Here is a 15,991-nt window from a genome sequence, read left to right as displayed (position 1 = left end):
GTCCGGCGCGCTGGAGAGCCGGACCTTGAGCCTGCTTACCCCAATCCGCTACTTCGCCGCTTGCAGCAGTTCCGTGCGGACCGTTTGGGTGGCCTTGACCAGGTTCCGCAGCGACTCCTCGGTCTCGGCGTAGCCGCGGGTCTTCAGGCCGCAGTCCGGGTTGACCCAGAGCTGGCGGGACGGAACGTGCCTGACGGCGGTGGACAGCAGCTCGGTGACCTCGGCCTCGCCGGGAATGCGGGGCGAGTGGATGTCATAGACACCCGGACCAACCCCGCGGCCGAAGCCGTGGGATTCGAGGTCGTGGACAACCTCCATGCGGGAGCGGGCGGCTTCGATAGAGGTAACGTCGGCGTCCAGGCCGTCGATCGCGTCGATGATCACGCCGAACTCCGAGTAGCAGAGGTGGGTGTGGATCTGGGTGGAGTCGGCGGCGCCGGCCGTGGCCAGACGGAAGGAGTCCACCGACCATTTAAGGTAGTCAGCCTGGTCTGCCTTGCGCAGCGGAAGCAGTTCGCGCAGGGCGGGCTCGTCCACCTGGATGATCTTGATGCCTGCTGCTTCGAGATCGGCGATCTCATCGCGCAGCGCCAGGCCAACCTGGTTGGCGGTTTCAGCCAGCGGCTGGTCGTCGCGGACAAAGGACCAGGCCAGGATGGTGACCGGACCGGTGAGCATGCCCTTCATCGGCTTGCCGGTCAGCGACTGCGCGTACGCCGCCCACTTGACGGTGATGGGGGCGCTGCGGGTGACGTCACCCCACAGGATCGACGGGCGGGTGCAGCGGGAGCCGTAGGACTGGACCCAGCCGTGGACGGTGACGTCGAAGCCTTCGAGGTTCTCGGCGAAGTACTGCACCATGTCGTTGCGCTCGGGTTCGCCGTGCACCAGGACGTCGTAGCCCAGCTCTTCCTGCAGGTCCACCACGCGCTTGATTTCATCCTTCATGAGCTGCTCGTACCGCCCATCACTCAGCTCGCCCTTGGTGTTGCGGGCCCGGGCGGAGCGGATCTCCGAGGTCTGCGGGAAGGAGCCGATGGTGGTGGTGGGCAGCGGCGGCAGGTGCAGTGCCTCTTCCTGGGCGGCCTCGCGCACGGTGTAGTCGGAGCGGGTGAAGTCTGCGGCGGTAAGCGCTCCGGTGCGGGCCCTGACGTCGGCGCGGCGGACACCTTCCGCCGCGGCGCGGGAAGCAATCACGGCCGTGGCTTCCTGAATGGCAGCCTTGGCCGAGACGGGGTCCGCGAGGTAGAGCGCCAGGGTCTTGACCTCCACGGCTTTCTGGTCCGAGAAGGCCAGCCAGCTGCGGAGCTGCTCTGACAGCTGGGTTTCCTCGGCAACGTCATAAGGGACGTGCTGGGTGGAGGTGGAGGTGGAGACGGCGAGCCTGCCGGCGGCGGCCTTCAGCTTGTCCAGCCTGGCGGCGGAGGCGGCAAGGTCGTTGCGCCAGATGTTGTGGCCGTCCACGACGCCGGCCACCAGGGTCTTGTTGCCCAGGCCCGCCAGCGCGGCGGCGGAGGGAACGGTGCCCTTGAAGACATCGATGTGGAGGGCATCGATGTTGGTGGCGGCGAGGGTGCCCAGCTGGCCTTCGAGCGAGCCGTACGGTGTGGAAACCAGGATCTGCGGACGGTTGGCCGCAGCGGTCAGAACCTCATATGCCCGTGCAACGGCTGCTTCGACCTCTGCAGCCGGCGTGTCCTGGTCAACCACCAGTGCGGGTTCGTCGAGCTGCACCCAGCCTGCGCCGGCGGCGGCCAGCTTCTCCAGCAGCTGGACGTAGACGGGCAGGATGTCCTCGAGGCGGGACAGCGGCGCGAAGCCGGCCGGGGCGTCGTCGGAGGCCTTGGAAAGGAGCAGGTAGGTGACCGGGCCGACGATGTAGGGGCGGGTTTCGATCCCGTTGGACAGTGCGAAGGCGAACTCGTCAACCTTGGCGGTGGACGCCAGGGTGAACTCGGTTTCGGGGCCGATCTCCGGGACCAGGTAGTGGTAGTTGGTGTCGAACCACTTGGTCATTTCCAGCGGCTGCTGTTCCTTGTTGCCGCGGGCCAGCGTGAAGTAACCGTCAATGTCCAGCTGCCCATCGGCGTTGAGCAACTTGCCGAAGCGGGCAGGCACGGCACCCAGGTGGGCGGTGGTGTCGAGGACCTGGTCGTAGTAGGAGAAGGTGCCCGGCACGGCGGCGGCTTCGGTGAGGCCGAGTTCCTGAAGGCGGCGGGCGGTGGCCAGCTGGATGACCTTGGCGGCGGCGTCCAGGGCGGCGGCGTCGATCCTGCCGGCCCAGTAGGCCTCCACGGCCTTCTTGAGTTCGCGCCGGCGGCCTATGCGGGGGTAGCCGAGAAGCGAAGCGGACGGGAACGGGATGCGGGCGGTGTTCTGTTCAGTCATGGGTACTCCTGGAAGTGGGAAGGGCGCGCGCGGATCAGCGCAGCGCGAAGGAACGCAGCACGGAACGGTGCGCGTAGTGATGGCGATGCTTAGTGGTGCGGCCGGTCAGCCGGCAGCCTGGAAGGACTCCAGGCTGGTCAGCTGGCGAGGAGGCTGCGGGCGATTGATTCCCGCCGGCTGTGCTGGCTGCCGGGACGGCTGCGGCGCGGAAGGGCGAGCTTGTCCAGCACTTCCAGCGCGCTTTGGTGCTCGTTGAAGGTGTAAATGTGGATGCCGGGGGCACCGGCGTCCAGGGCAGCGTTGGCCAGGTCCACCGTGGCATCGACTCCGATATGGAGCCGCTCCAGGTCGGAATCGGCGGCGGCCAGCTTGGCCATCAGTTCCGGCGCGGGCTCCACGCCGGTGAGCTGTCCCAGGCGGTTGAGCCGGCGGAGGCTGGTGAGCGGCATGACTCCGGGGATGATGGGGATGGTCACGCCGGCGCGCCGCGCCCTGGTGAGCAGGTCAGCGTAGTGCCTGGTTTCGAAAAACACCTGCGTAATGGCGAAGTCGGCACCGGAACGCTGCTTGGCCAGCAGCACCTCCACATCGTGCTCCTCCGTGGGCGATTCCGGGTGCCGGGCGGGATACGCTGCCACCCCGACTGCGATCTTGCCGGCACAAAGCAGGGCCGAACGGCGCTGCTCCACGCGGCGGATGAGTTCGATCAGGTCCTGGGCGTACCGGAGGGATCCGGCAGCGGGCGCGCTGGCTTCCTTGGGAAGGTCTCCGCGCAGGGCAAGGATGCCGCGTACGCCGGTGTCCAGCAGTTCGCCCACGATGGTGGCGAGTTCCTGCGGGCTGTTGCCCACGCAGGTCAGGTGGGCCAGCGGCCGCAGCGTGGTCTCCAGCAGGAGCCGGTTGATGAGTTCGACGGCGGTGTCCCGGTTGGAGCCGCTGGCGCCATAGGTTACGGAGACATAGTCCGGCTCAGTGGTTTCCAGTTCGCGAATGGTGGTCCAGAGCGTTTCCGCTGCTGCAGGCGAACGGGGCGGGAACAGCTCATAGGAAAGCGCCACGGGAGCGGCTTCGGAGAGGTTCGGGTGTGCGTCAATCAGGCTTGGTGGTGACATTTGCGTCCTTGGCTTTGGGCCATTGCCTGCTTCCCTCCGACAGAACGGCAGGGAACCGGCAATGAGTTGAGTTTGGGGAACACGGAGGGACTCCACCAGCGACGCAGCCGCGACTGTTACGCCTTGCATGAAGTAGTCCGTGAGCAAATGTCAGGCCCACATGGGGGCACCCACACCCTCCAGACGGAGGATCGCTGACACGTTACCGCGGTAACTTGTCCTCGACTCTATGGGCAGTGACGGGCGCGGGACAAGTCGGCGCCGAATTAAGACACTGTTTTACAGGTCGTTTTCCAAGGCAACAGAATTTTCTTCGCCGGCATGGGCCTTCACCACGGGCGCTCCGCAGCTGTCCCGTCGCCGGTATCCAGGTACTCTTCCCGTTCGCGCCCGCTGTTCCGCTCCCGTTCCGCCTGCCGTGCGCTGTCCTGGAGCTGGTCGAGCTGGCCCTGCCGGGGATCTGCAGACGTGTTCGGCGGCGGGTCCTCCCCGGGTGCCGGCGTCCCGGCCGCAGCCTGACCGGCGGCACCGAGTTTGCTCTCCAGCCTCTCCTTGGCATCAGCGAACCGGCCGCCGGTGTCGGGATTCCCGGCCCCGCATGCTTCCGGCGCCTGCCCGGCCGTTGCCAGCGCTTCCTGGAACAACAGAACGGCCGACGCCGGGTCCCCGGCCTGCTGCCGCTGGTCACCCAGGCGTTCGATCGCCAGCACAAGATTGACCCGGATGATGCACCTGTCCCCCGAGCCGGCGGGAACCATGCTTAGGGCTTGTTCGAACTGTGTCCGGGCAGTCGCATAGTCCGCCTCCGCCACGGATGCGTCACCCGCCGCGAACGGCGCCTTGTGCGGCTCCACGACGTTGGCGAAACCAAGGCCCCTGGCGGCGGCATCAACGGCGGCAGCGTCCCCGGCGGAAAAACCGGCGGCGGCGCGGTCAGCCAGGATGCCCAGGCTGAGCAGCTTGGCGGCGAAGCACAGCACCAGCAGCACCGGAAGCGCGGACCACACCAGCAGGCGGCGCCTGCAGGAATGCGGTGTCGACTGTGCGGTCACGGCCTTTCCTCCTTCCGGCCTGCCGGCGGGAGTCCGCGAAACTGCCGCACGAGTGCCACGGCTTCCGGCAGTGCCAGCAGGAAGGCCCCGGCAGCGAGGATCCAGTAGAGCTCCGTCCCTGCCGCCAGCGAACCATCATCGTCTGGGCGTTCCACCCTTCCGGGGTGCGCCTGCTGCATCATGTCAGCGACAGGAGCGCCTGCAACGCGATGGACGTATGGCACCCCAAGCTGCCCGGCGATGGCCTGCAGCCGTCCCTCGTCAATCATGGACAGCGCGTCGCCGGTACTGCCGGGCCGGTTGTCCTGGACGTAGCCGCCACCCCGGGTGCCGGCCGTCCCTCCTGCGGTCCCGCCGTCGTCCGCCCCTGTGTTCTCCTTCATCCGGCCGCCTCCGGACGTGCCGTAACCCAGCACCGCTCCCCCGGCCACCAATCCGCCGTCGACCTTGATGGGCTCCGGCTCCTTGCCGCTGGTCTGCTCGCCGTCGCCCAGGTAGTACACCAGACGGGGCCTGCCCGGGTGGCTGTCCCTGGCCGCTGCCAGGCGCCCGGCCAGCACCTGCTTGGCTGCGGTAATGCTGCTGCCCTTGGCGTAAGCGGTCACCTGCGGTTCCAGGACGTCCGTGATGGTCTCCAGGGCAAGGGTGTCGGTGCTCAGCGGCATGCGGACGTGCGCGGTGGTGTCGAACGTGATGACGGAGAACCGGGCGCCGGGCAACTGTTCAGCGATGGCCATGATGTCCTTCCGGACGCCCTCCAGCCGCGGCCTACCGTTGCCGTAGTCCTCCGCCACCATGCTGGTGGTGGTGTCCACCACGAAGAACACGTTCAGGTCGGCGCTGGCGGCTTGGACGGTGCCTCCCGGCAGGTGCGGCCGCAGGAGCGCTGCAAGAAGCAGCAGGACAATGGCTGCTCGCCGCAGCCAGGTCCTGCTGCGGAGGCGGACGCGCTGCAGCCGCCAAAGAACGGCGCAAAGGGCAAGAGCAGACAGCAGCGCAGCCGCTAGCGGCAGGCCAGGTACATCTGCGAACACAGCCCGGGGCGCCCCCTGGACCGCCGTTGTCTCCGTCTGCTCAATGCCTGTGACAATCCCGGCCACGGCGTCCGGGCTGTCAAGGGCAAAGTAGGCGCCGCCGGTGGACTCTGCGGCTACACGCAGTTGTGCGCCCGGCTGGTCAGAACCGGAGCCGTAGTCCAGGTCCGCCGGGTTCAGCGCATAGACGTGGACGGACCGCTCCCTGGCCAATCCGGCCGCCTGGTCCAGCGTCATGATGGGCTTGCCGGACAGGAAGTTGTCCGTCGCGAGCACCACCGACCGCGAGCGCTGGGAGTTGGTGCCTCCGCCGGTGGTCTCCTGGGACTTGCCGGCGCCCGGGAAACTGTTGAGGCAGGACGCCAGGCCGTCGCCGATCAGGGACGAACCCCGGCCGCTCCACGTGCCATCAAGGAATCCGGAGCTTCCGGGTTTGCCGTCAAAGGCGTCCCTGGCACCCTGGAGTTGTTCCTGCGCATAGGCGTAGTCGTCCGTCAACGGAAAGACCTGGATGGCGCTGCTGTCGAAGATGGTCAGGCCGATCCGTTCGCCGTCGAACTCCCGTGCCAGTTTGGCGAAGACGTCCACTACTGCGGCGTCGGCGCTGCTCATGGAGCCCGAGGCATCAAGGCAGAGCATGATATCGCGGTTGTGCTGCTCCGGCCTGACGGTATCCATCGCCACGGGACGTGCCGCAGCTGCTGCTGTGGACACCAACAACAGGACCAGCGCTGTCGCGGCCAGGACCAGCCACCGCCGGTACCGCCGGAGGGCTGCCTGGTATTCCGGCAGCGCGGTGAGCCTGTCCGCGTGGGCCACGGGCCGTCGTCGCCCGTTGCTCCCCCCGTTACGGCGCAGCGCAACCCATACCGCCACACCCGCCGCGGCAGCCGCGGCCGGCAGCAGCCACCAGAACATCAGCTCCACGCGCGCACCGCCGCCGAGGCACTTGCCGCAGACGCCGCCACGGAAGGCAGCGGGCCGGGACCGAATTCAGCCGGGTAGAGGGCCTTGACCGCGTCGGCAGCGGCCGGAAGAGGGTGCCGGGCGAGGTCCTGGTGCGTCATCCTGGTGGCATCCACCCCCGTGGCGTCCCGGACAAACCCGCGCAGCAGGAGGCTGATCTCCTGGTGGGCCGGCCGCGCGTCCACCCTGCCCGCCGCCGCGGCCTGCTCCACATCGCGGATGCGCTGCAGGTATGCCGCCTTGAGCGCAGGCAGGTCGGTCAGCGCAGACCGTCCCTGGGCGCTGCCGGACGGCTCCATGCGCCCGGCCGGACGGGTGGTGGCCAGCACGAAGACGTACCACCCTGCCACCAGGGCCAGCAGTGCTGCCCCGCACCACGCCCAAGCGGGACTGTACTGCAGCGGCGCGAAGAACCCGGGATCAGCCTGCACGCCGGTGCCTCTCCAGAAGCGCGAACAGGCCGGTGATGACATCCCCACTGCCCGCTACGTCCCCTTCGGTGATCCCGGCCGCGCGCAGCATGGCCTTCCGGCCCGTATCACGCTCCGTAGTCGCTTTCGTGTAGGCCGTCTCCACGGTGGCGGACACCCCGGGCGGCCAGGGCAGGAGGGACTCATCGGCCACGCTGTAGGCCGCGGGGGCGTTGGGATACGTGCCGTTTGGGGATGGGGCGAGGTCCGCGTCCCGCACTGTCAGCCACAGGACTTCGTGCTGGGCACGGAGCCGGAGCAGGAGCTGGGCGGTGGCAGAGTCCGCCGCCAGTTCGTCCGCGACGACAAAGAGCAGGTGGCGGCCCTTAACGTTGCGTGCCACGTAGCCCAGCTGGTCCTGAATTCTGCTGGGTTGCCCTTCAAGGCGCGTGTGGGAATCCACGTGCCTGAGGAGCCGTTCCAGGTGGGCTTCGCCACTCTTTGCCGGCAGGGAGAGGGTTGCGGTGGAGTCCCCGCACACCAGGCCCACCACGTCCCCGTGCCGATGGGCCAGGTAGCCCATAACCCCCAGCGCGAGCACGGCGATGTCCTTTTTCACTTCCCCGGAGTGCGCCTCCGCCGCCATGTTCCGTCCAGTGTCGGTGACCAGGAGGACGGTCTGCCGGCGGACGGCCACGTAGCGCCGGATCAAGGGTGAACCGTGCCGGGCCGTGGCCTTCCAGTCGATGTCGCGCACTTCGTCACCCGGCACGTAGGCGCGCAGGTCGTCAAAGTCCAGGCTGCGGCCCCTGAACACGGAACCGTACTCGCCGTCGAGCATTCCACGCGCTTTGCGGTGCGCGAAGATGGCCATCTTCGACTTCACCCGCTGGAGGAGGCTGGCCATCCGGGGTCAGGGAGTCTGGACGGCGGCCACGGCGGCGTCCATCACCGATTCGACCGGGACCTGCTCGGCCACCGCGTCGAAGTTCAGGATCAACCGGTGCCTCAGTACCCGGTGCGCCAGCGACCTGACGTCCTCCGGGATCACATGGTCGCGGCCGTGCAGCAATGCCACCGCACGCGCTGCCTGGCTGAAGGCGATGCTGGCCCGGGGGCTGGCGCCGAATTCGATGAAGCCGGCCAGGCGGGCATCGATGTACTGGGAGGCGTTCCGCGTCACGTATACGAGGCCCACGATGTAGTTGAGGATTGACGGATCGAGGTAGACCCGCCCCACCAGTGCCTGGATTTCGGTGATGGCATCCAGGGAGGCTGCGGCCGCGGGCTTTTGTTCGCGGGTGTAGACGCCGGCGTCGATCCTGCGGATGATCTCCGCTTCTTCAGCGGGGGTGGGATAGTCCAGCACGTCCTTGAGCATGAACCGGTCCATCTGCGCCTCGGGCAGCTGGTAGGTTCCCTCCTGCTCGATGGGGTTTTGGGTTGCCAGGACCAGGAACGGCGAGGGCAGGGGGTGGTCCTGCCCGCCAATGGACGTCTGGCGTTCCTGCATGGCCTCAAGCATGGCGCTCTGGGTCTTGGCGCTGGAACGGTTGATCTCATCCAGCAGCACGATATTGGCGTGCACCGGGCCGAGTTGGGTGCGGAAATCCCCCTTGGCGGCATCGTAGATCTGGGTCCCCACGATGTCGCTGGGCAGCAGGTCAGGGGTGCATTGGATCCTGCGGAATTCGGCACTCACGGCTTCGGCGAGGGTTTGTGCGGCCGTGGTCTTGGCCAGTCCCGGGACGCTTTCCAGGAGGATGTGGCCGCCGGTCAGCAGTCCCACCAGCAGCGACTCCCGCAGCCGGGACTGTCCCACAACTTTTGCATCGAAACTCCGGGAAATGTTGGCCGCCACCTGCTGCGCCCTGGCCAGCTCCGCGGGCTGGATTCTTTCGGGCACGCTGGTCGAAAGCACTGGATTCCCCCTGATGACGGTGTTGGGCGCACGGGCCGGGCCGACCTTGTCCCGCCCGCCATCCTATCCAAGCCGGGGCCGCGAAGTCCGGCAATGGGGACCACTCCCCTAATGGGGTCTGCAGGTCTATCCTTTTGCCATGATTGAGCTTCCAGCCAGTTACAAGGAATACCTTGCCGACAAGAGCCAGCACTTCGTGGACACGGTCCGGCCGGTCCTGATGCAGTCCGCGGCGGAAAAGCTGCACGGGGTTCGGGTGGTGAACAATCCCACGGGGCACCAGGCGCACCTCGACGATACCCTGCCCTTCGGCGTGGTGCTCGAGGACATAGACTAGCCCCTGACGGCTCCGGCAAGGGCCAGTGCGTTGCCGGACCCGCGTGCCACGATCGCGTAGAGGGCCAGGACTGGAACGGAATAGAGAATCGAGAATGCGGCCAGCTGGCCGTAGGCCACTGCGCCGTGCTGGCCGAAGAAGCTGAAGATCGATACTGCTGCGGGCTGGCTGGCCTCGGACAGCAGGAGCACGAACGGGACAAAGAAGTTTCCCCAGGCCTGAATGAAGACGAAGATGAACACCACGCCCAGGCCCGGTCCCATGAGCGGAAGCACGATGGACCGCAGCCCGGACAGCCTCGACGCGCCATCAACCCACGCCGCCTCCTCCAGTGCCACCGGCACGGCGTCCATGAAGTTCCTGGTCATCCAGATGGCCATGGGAAGGCTGGTGGCGGCCAGGAACAGCACCGTGGCCGGCATGGAGTCCAGCAGCCGAAGCTGGACGAACAATCCGTAGACCGGCACCATGATGGCCGTGACGGGAAGGCAGGTGCCGAACAGGATGCCGGACATGAACGGCGTGTTGAACCGGGACCGGTAGCGGGACAGCGGATACGCGGCCAGCACGGCTGCCACGAGCGTCACGAGGCCGGTTCCGGCCGACAGCAGCAAACTGTTCCACAGTGGCCGGAACAGCAGCTCCGGGGTGAAGACGGCGGCGAAGTTTTCCAGTCCGGGCTGCTGCGGAACCTTGGTGGAGTGTCCGGCGGCCGGGTCCAGGGATCCGAGGACCAGCCATAACAGCGGGAGCAGGAAGCAGGCGCCGATCAGCAACAGGACCACGTCCGCCCACGCACTGCGGGTACGTCCGTGCCGGTCTGTCACGGTTTCTGCTCCCTGAGCAGGCGCAGGTAGGCCAGCCCGAACACGGCGCCGATCAGGATGAGGACCACAGCGACGGCCGTGCCATAACCGATGTCGCCAAACTTGAAGGCCTCCTGGTAGGCAAGGACAGGCAGGGTGGTGCTGCCGTTGGCGGGACCACCGGCCGTCATGACCCAGATCAGGGTGAAGACCGCCAGCGTCTGCAGCGTGACCAGCATCAGGTTGGTGGCGATGCTGCCCCGGATCACCGGCAGGGTAATGAATGCCAGCCGCTGCCAGCCACCGGCACCGTCCATCTGTGCAGCCTCGGTCAGCTCGGCCGGGACGCCGTTCAGCGCGGCCCGGTACACCAGCATCGAAAAGGCTGTCCCGCGCCAGGTGTTCGCCAGGATCACAGCCACCATGGGGACGGCGTAAAGCCAGTCGGCTTCGGCTAGCCCAAACGCGCCAAGCAACTGGTTGAACGTGCCGTCCCGGCTGAAGAAGGCATAGGCCGCGAAGGCCGCCACGATTTCCGGCAGGACCCAGGCCGCCACGACGGTGGTGCCAACGGTTGCCGAAATCGCGGGGCGTGCGCGCCGCATGAGGACCGCCAGGGCCAACCCCAGCACGTTCTGGCCTACGACGGCCGAACCTGCCACGAACAGCACGGTCAGCACCACCGAGAGCGGGAAGACAGGGTCCTGCAGCAGCCGCTGGTAGTTCTCCAGTCCCACCCACTCGGGGTCCCTGGCGTGCCGGCCGGTGAGTCCGGCGTTGGTGAGCGAGGCATGGAGAGCCCACAGCACGGGGCCGGCCAGGAACACAGCCAGCAGCACGACGGCGGGCAGCACCGGCAGGTAGCGGAGCACCTGCCGGCCGCGGTGGTTGGCGGCCATTGCTACTTCCGGATGGTTTTGTCGCCACCCACAATGCCGGCCACGGCCGTGTCATAGTCGGCCGCCGCCTGCTCAGGGGTCCGGTTGCCGGTGATGACGGCCTCGGTGGCTTCCTGGACGGCAGCCGAAATCCGCGGGTAGTCGGAGGTGGCAGGCCGGAACCGGGTGACGGACACCAGGCTGGAGACATCCTTCACGAACGGGTTGGCGGACTGGTAGCCGGGATCGGCGGCTACGTCGGTGCGGACCGCGATCTGCGAACTGGCCACCGTGAATGCCAGCGAATTCTTTGCGTTGAGGGCGGTGGTGAGGAAATTAAAGGCCAGGTCCGGCTGCTTGGTTTCGGCGCCGACGGCCAGTGTCCAGCCGCCGGACATGCTGACCTTGCCGGGTGCCGCTCCGTTCTGGGTGGGGAAAGCGGCGACGCCCATCTCCTGTGCGTAACCTGGCCACGCGTAGCTGCCGCCGTCCTGCCAGAACGACGGCGCGTAGGAGCCTTCCACGGTTGCCCCCAGTTTTGCCTTGGGGAACCATTCACCGAACACCTTCTTCCAGACGTTCGGGTCCAGCGCTTCGGCCGGGGGAACGGCCAAATGCTCCCCATAGAGCGTGCCGAGGAAGGTGAGCGAGTCCTTGAAGCCCGCCGAGCCGACGACCCATTTTTTGGCGTCCTGGTCGTAGAGGCTTGATCCGGTGCCGTACAGGAGTTCGTAGAACCCCTGCATTACGGTTCCTTCACCGGTACCCTTTCCGGCGTACATGTTGAAGGGGATCACATCCGGGTTGGCGGCCTTGATCTTCCGGGCGGTGTCCAGGATGTCCTGCCAGCTGGACGGCTGCCAGGGCACTCCAACGCCTGCTGCCTCAAAAACCTTCTTGTTGTACCAAATGGCCCGGGTGTCGGTGCCCAACGGCACTGCGTACGTGCCGCCGTCGTCCGCTTTGCCCGCTTCCTTCGCGGCGTTGTCGAACGTGGCCCAGTCCCCCCAGCCTGCCAGGCGGCTGTCCAGGTTCAGAAGGTACCCGGCGTCCACGTCGGAGCGGACCTTGAAGGTGTCTTCGTAGAAGACGTCAGGGGCAGTCGAGGGAGCCCGCAGGGCCAGGGCCAGCTTGGTGCCGTAGTCATCGTCGTTGGCCTGGATGGGCTGCAGTTCAACCCTGACGCCCTGGTTGGCGGCTTCAAACTCCTTTTTCGCCTCCTGCAGCATGGTGTCCAGGGCGGTGAAGGAGTCCGTCTTCTGGTAGGCCACCTTGATGGTCTTATCGCCGCCGGCCGGATCTGCGGGTGTACAGGCGGCGAGGACCAGGACCGCGGCGGCCAGCAGGGATGCTGTCTTGGATGCCCGGCGAAACATGCCGGTCAGCTTTCCAGCAGGAGCCGCTGGGCACGGGGCGCGAGGGTATGTTCCAGGACCAGGGAGGCGGCCCCGATGGCCCCAACGTCCTCCCCCACGCCTGTGCCTACTACCTCGATGGGGTGGATCAGACGGACATCGCTGTTGGCATCCAGGAGCGGCGGGATCAGTTCCAGGTATCGCTGCGCCAGGCAGGTCCAGAACGGGCCGCCAAAGACCACGCGTTCCACGTCAAGGGTGTTGGTGACCACCGAAGCGGCTCTGGCAACCAGGGTGGCTGACTTGTCCAGGATGGCGGAGGCCCGTTCATCTCCTGCGTACGCATGTGCGCAAAGTTCAGAGAAGCTTTGCTGGATTTCGGCGGCGCTCCCGGCCGCGGGGCCCTGCAGGATTCCGGCTGCTTCCGCCTCTGCCACCAGGACCTGCGGGATGGCGGAGGATTTGACGCAGCCGCGCTGGCCGCAGTCGCAGAGCGGCCCGTCCGGGTCCACTACGATGTGGCCGATTTCTCCGGCGTTGCCGGAGGTGCCCCGGACTACTTCGTCGTTGAGCACGATGCCGCAGCCGATACCCGTGCCCATGTACATGAAGATGAAGCTGCCGGCGCCGCTGGGGCCGCCTGCCCATGTTTCGGCCACGGCGGCGCTGGTGACGTCCTTGTCCACGAGCACCGAGTAGCCGGTGGCCCTGGCCAGCGCGTCGCGCAGTTCCACCCTGTCCCAGCCCGGCAGCAGCGGCGGGTCCACTACGGTGCCGTTATCCAGGTCGATGGGGCCGGGTGCAGCCACTCCCAGTCCTGCGATACGGCTGCGGTCCACGCCCGAATCCTCCACAAGCTGGGCGATCTCCGCGGCAATGGTGGCGATGACGGCGGACGGATCATTGCCGCCGGGCGTCTTGATCCGGGAGTGCCGCACCACGGCTCCCACCAGGTCCAGGACCACGAACGTGGTGACGGCGGGGTCCAGGTGGACCCCCAGGGCGTACATGCCGCCGGGATTGAGGCGGAGGATGGTCCGCGGCTTGCCCGGACCGCTGCCCTCCTTGCCTGCCTCGACGATCAGGTTCTGGTCCAGCAGGCGGCGGGAAATATTGGAGATGGTCTGCGGGGAAAGGCCCACGATCTGGGCCAGCTCGACCCGGCTGAGGCCACCGGACGTCCTGCGGATTGCGTCGAGGATGACGGTGAGGTTGAAGTCACCCATCCTTGGCAAGTTGGTTCCGCGTCTCGGAGATGATTGGCGGATCTCAGACACTGTTTCCCCTAAACGTCCTCGGCTACCGGTGATAGTGATGCTTTGAATCGTACGTTAAGGCCGCGCCCCCGCCCACATGTGCGGACGGCGGCGCGGCGCGGATGTCTTTCTCCGGTCAGCGGAGGCGGCGTGTGCTGCGCGTGACGATGAACTTGGCGTTCCGGCCCTCCACCACGGTGGGCCCTACACAGCGTTCCAGTGCCGGCTGGTAGGCCAGGTGCCGGTTGAAGACCGTCCACAGTTCGCCGCCGGGAGCCAGGACACGGCCGGCGGCCTCGATCATCTTCAGGCCGGCTCCGGCATGGACACCGGCACCGACGTGGAAGGGCGGGTTCAGCAGCACGGCGTCCACGGACGCATCGGCAAAGCTGCTGAGCGCATCGTCCTGCAGGACGCTGACCCGGTCAGCCAGTCCGTTCGCCCGGGCGGTGGCGAGCGCGGACTGCACGGCGGCTGCTGACTGGTCTGTTGCCGTTACGGATGCGGCAGGGAACTGCCGGGCGTACATCGCGGCGAGGATGCCGGTGCCGCAGCCCAGGTCGACGGCGTGCCGCGCCGGCTTCATGGCGGGCAGGAACGTCAGGAGGAACCGTGTGCCGATGTCCAGCCGTGGGCCGGCGAAGACAGCTCCATGTGCAGCCACGTCCAGGTCCAGCTCGGCAACGTGCTCCACTACCGGGAAGCGCGGGGCGGCAGTGGCAGGCTTGGGGCCGCTACACAGAAGGACCCGCGACTTTTGCCGTGCGAGCTGCGGCTGCACGGACACGAAGTACCGTTCAAGGACTGCGTTCATGCCCAGTGACATGTGCTTCACCCGGCCTCCTGCCAACAACCGGACGTCCGGCGCCGCGAACCGCGCTATGGCGGTGGCAATTTCCTCCAATTCGGCCAGCGTCTTGGGGAGCTGCAGCAGGACCGTTCCTGCCTCCTCCAGCAGATCATGGCCAAGGGGCAGCTGGACGAACCCGGTTGCGATGTCCCCGGAACCGGCAGCCTCGCGGCGGGTCTGCAGGCCGGCCGGCAGTTCGGCCGGCAGTTCGGCCGCGTTGAGCCGCAGGGCCCGTTCCCCGGTGATGAGGTCCTGGTGCACGCGCAACGACGCGGGGGCAAGCACCGCGGAAGCGCCGAGCGTCAGGGCGCCGTAGCGGTCACCGATGACGGCGATGGCGCTGCAGGCCCGCCCGAGCTGCACGGCCGTCTCCAGCAGCAGCCGGTCTGTGGCATCCCACGCCTGCAGATTGGGGGCCTCCACGTCGGGGCGCCGGCGCAGGACGTGGAAAACGTCCTCCAGCGAGTTTGCTGCCACCGGTGTCCTGCCGCCTTCTGTTGCGATTGCCGGCCCCGGCGCCCGGGGCATCACCCCCACGTTACCGGTTCCGCCGCCGCCGCCATTCCAGGCAGTCTTATGATCGCCGCCACTGCTGCCCGGCCTGCCCGGTTGGCACCAATGGTGGACGACGACGGGCCGTAACCCACCAGGTGGACGCGCGGCTCGGCTGCCACCTGGGTGCCGTCCATGGCGATCCCGCCACCGGGCCCGCGCAGGTGAAGCGGCGCGAGATGTTCCAGTTCGGCCCTGAAACCGGTGGCCCAAAGGATGACGTCGGCTTTCAGGAGGCTCCCGTCCGCCCGGCGGACGCCGTCGGGCTCGATGGATGTGAACATCGGCTGCCGGTTGAGTGCACCGCGTTCCTTGGCGGCGCGCAATGCAGGCGTCCAGATCAGTCCCGTCACGGAGACCACGCTCTGCGGCGGAAGCCCACGGCGGACCCGTTCCTCCACCAGGGCCACGGCGTCATGGCCCGCCTTCGCATCGAACGGCGCGTCCCGCCACACCGGTTCGCGGCGGGTGAACCAGCTGGTGATGGTGATGCGGGAAATTTCCTCCAGCAGGCCGACGGCGGAAATGCCTCCGCCTACGACGATGACGTGCTGGCCGCGGAATTCGTCCGCTGAAACATAGTCGGCGACGTGCAGCTGCCGGCCGCGGAACGAGTTCTGGCCGGGATAAATGGGCCAGAAGGGGCGGGTCCACGTGCCGGTGGCGTTGATGAGCGCCTTGGCGGTCCAGTCGCCGTCGGACGTTTCGATTCGCAACCGGCCGGCGGGGTTGTCGTCTTCCCGCCTGACAGCGCGCACCTTGACGGGCCGGCGGACGGAGAGGCCCAGCTCCGCTTCATAGTTGCCAAAGTAGCGGGTCAGGAATTCGGAGCTGGGTTCGGCGGGGTCCACCTCCGGCTTGGGAATGCCGGGCAGGTCGCTGATCCCGTTGACGGTGGCCATGCGAAGGCTCTTCCAACGGTGCCGCCACGCACCGCCCGGACCTTCCTCGGCGTCGAGCACAGCATAGTCCAGTCCCCGGCGCTGGAGGTGGTAGGCGGCCGACAGGCCGGCTTGGCCCGCACCGATGACCACCACATCGGTTGGGTCAGGAATCACTCCCCCATGATAGTCG

14 protein-coding genes are annotated in these 15,991 nt (G+C 67.4%); 1 reads left to right on the top strand and 13 read right to left on the bottom strand.

All coding sequences use genetic code 11. The annotated features are described in order from the left end of the window. Positions 1-48 precede the first annotated feature (48 nt). From metE to ACFO0G_RS08475, 7 genes are all read right to left on the bottom strand, one after another. Positions 49-2,388, bottom strand: a complete 2,340-nt coding sequence (gene metE, locus ACFO0G_RS08505) for a 5-methyltetrahydropteroyltriglutamate--homocysteine S-methyltransferase (protein ID WP_376977033.1) — start codon at positions 2,386-2,388, stop codon at positions 49-51. Positions 2,389-2,525: 137 nt separating this feature from the next. After that, the gene (locus ACFO0G_RS08500) at positions 2,526-3,500 is read right to left on the bottom strand and encodes a methylenetetrahydrofolate reductase (protein WP_286397458.1); all 975 of its coding nucleotides are present in this window, start codon (positions 3,498-3,500) and stop codon (positions 2,526-2,528) included. A 329-nt stretch (positions 3,501-3,829) separates the two neighbouring features. Continuing rightward, positions 3,830-4,552, bottom strand: coding sequence for a hypothetical protein (locus ACFO0G_RS08495; protein ID WP_376977032.1), 723 nt, complete (start codon positions 4,550-4,552; stop codon positions 3,830-3,832). Further along, a complete protein-coding gene (locus ACFO0G_RS08490) occupies positions 4,549-6,504 on the bottom strand; it encodes a vWA domain-containing protein (protein WP_376977459.1) in 1,956 nt (651 codons plus the stop codon). The genes ACFO0G_RS08495 and ACFO0G_RS08490 overlap by 4 nt, the downstream gene beginning before the upstream one ends. Then, positions 6,504-6,983, bottom strand: a complete 480-nt coding sequence (locus ACFO0G_RS08485) for a hypothetical protein (protein WP_376977031.1) — start codon at positions 6,981-6,983, stop codon at positions 6,504-6,506. The genes ACFO0G_RS08490 and ACFO0G_RS08485 overlap by 1 nt, the downstream gene beginning before the upstream one ends. Continuing rightward, positions 6,973-7,869, bottom strand: a complete 897-nt coding sequence (locus ACFO0G_RS08480; protein ID WP_286397463.1) for a DUF58 domain-containing protein — start codon at positions 7,867-7,869, stop codon at positions 6,973-6,975. The genes ACFO0G_RS08485 and ACFO0G_RS08480 overlap by 11 nt, the downstream gene beginning before the upstream one ends. Before the next feature lie 6 nt (positions 7,870-7,875). Beyond that, positions 7,876-8,883, bottom strand: coding sequence for an AAA family ATPase (locus tag ACFO0G_RS08475; RefSeq protein WP_376977030.1), 1,008 nt, complete (start codon positions 8,881-8,883; stop codon positions 7,876-7,878). 139 nt (positions 8,884-9,022) lie between these two features. Between ACFO0G_RS08475 and ACFO0G_RS08470 the strand changes: the two genes are divergently transcribed. Beyond that, a complete protein-coding gene (locus ACFO0G_RS08470) occupies positions 9,023-9,220 on the top strand; it encodes a hypothetical protein (RefSeq protein WP_142133647.1) in 198 nt (65 codons plus the stop codon). On the opposite strand, the gene ACFO0G_RS08465 is transcribed toward ACFO0G_RS08470, so the two are convergent. The 6 genes from ACFO0G_RS08465 to ACFO0G_RS08440 all read right to left on the bottom strand — a co-directional run bounded on the left by ACFO0G_RS08465 (position 9,217) and on the right by ACFO0G_RS08440 (position 15,975). Then, complete coding sequence (locus tag ACFO0G_RS08465) at positions 9,217-10,047, bottom strand: carbohydrate ABC transporter permease (protein WP_286397468.1); 831 nt, start codon at positions 10,045-10,047, stop codon at positions 9,217-9,219. The genes ACFO0G_RS08470 and ACFO0G_RS08465 overlap by 4 nt on opposite strands. Continuing rightward, positions 10,044-10,925 (bottom strand): carbohydrate ABC transporter permease, encoded by an 882-nt coding sequence (locus ACFO0G_RS08460; RefSeq protein ID WP_376977029.1) that lies wholly within the window; start codon positions 10,923-10,925, stop codon positions 10,044-10,046. The genes ACFO0G_RS08465 and ACFO0G_RS08460 overlap by 4 nt, the downstream gene beginning before the upstream one ends. 2 nt (positions 10,926-10,927) lie before the next feature. Next, positions 10,928-12,280, bottom strand: a complete 1,353-nt coding sequence (locus ACFO0G_RS08455) for an extracellular solute-binding protein (RefSeq protein WP_376977028.1) — start codon at positions 12,278-12,280, stop codon at positions 10,928-10,930. Between the two features lie 5 nt (positions 12,281-12,285). Further along, the gene (locus ACFO0G_RS08450; protein WP_286397474.1) at positions 12,286-13,485 is read right to left on the bottom strand and encodes an ROK family transcriptional regulator; all 1,200 of its coding nucleotides are present in this window, start codon (positions 13,483-13,485) and stop codon (positions 12,286-12,288) included. Positions 13,486-13,651: 166 nt separating this feature from the next. After that, positions 13,652-14,842, bottom strand: a complete 1,191-nt coding sequence (locus tag ACFO0G_RS08445) for a class I SAM-dependent methyltransferase (protein ID WP_376977027.1) — start codon at positions 14,840-14,842, stop codon at positions 13,652-13,654. A gap of 50 nt (positions 14,843-14,892) precedes the next feature. Further along, a complete protein-coding gene (locus tag ACFO0G_RS08440) occupies positions 14,893-15,975 on the bottom strand; it encodes an FAD-dependent oxidoreductase (RefSeq protein WP_376977026.1) in 1,083 nt (360 codons plus the stop codon). Positions 15,976-15,991: the final 16 nt, after the last annotated feature.

It is taken from the genome of Arthrobacter sedimenti, from assembly GCF_042652025.1.
In the GTDB taxonomy this organism is placed as follows: Bacteria; Actinomycetota; Actinomycetes; order Actinomycetales; family Micrococcaceae; genus Arthrobacter; species Arthrobacter sedimenti.
The sequence above is the reverse complement of the archived record's forward strand: the minus strand, read 5'-3'. Positions and strand labels throughout refer to the sequence as shown.

What these genes read in the sequence shown, in the direction of transcription:
- metE (WP_376977033.1), bottom strand. Translation starts at nt 2,388, where the DNA reads ATGACTGAACAGAACACCGCCCGCATCCCGTTCCCGTCCGCTTCGCTT.
- ACFO0G_RS08500 (WP_286397458.1), bottom strand. Translation starts at nt 3,500, where the DNA reads ATGTCACCACCAAGCCTGATTGACGCACACCCGAACCTCTCCGAAGCC.
- ACFO0G_RS08490 (WP_376977459.1), bottom strand. Translation starts at nt 6,504, where the DNA reads ATGTTCTGGTGGCTGCTGCCGGCCGCGGCTGCCGCGGCGGGTGTGGCG.
- ACFO0G_RS08480 (WP_286397463.1), bottom strand. Translation starts at nt 7,869, where the DNA reads ATGGCCAGCCTCCTCCAGCGGGTGAAGTCGAAGATGGCCATCTTCGCG.
- ACFO0G_RS08470 (WP_142133647.1), top strand. Translation starts at nt 9,023, where the DNA reads ATGATTGAGCTTCCAGCCAGTTACAAGGAATACCTTGCCGACAAGAGC.
- ACFO0G_RS08460 (WP_376977029.1), bottom strand. Translation starts at nt 10,925, where the DNA reads ATGGCCGCCAACCACCGCGGCCGGCAGGTGCTCCGCTACCTGCCGGTG.
- ACFO0G_RS08455 (WP_376977028.1), bottom strand. Translation starts at nt 12,280, where the DNA reads ATGTTTCGCCGGGCATCCAAGACAGCATCCCTGCTGGCCGCCGCGGTC.
- ACFO0G_RS08450 (WP_286397474.1), bottom strand. Translation starts at nt 13,485, where the DNA reads ATGGGTGACTTCAACCTCACCGTCATCCTCGACGCAATCCGCAGGACG.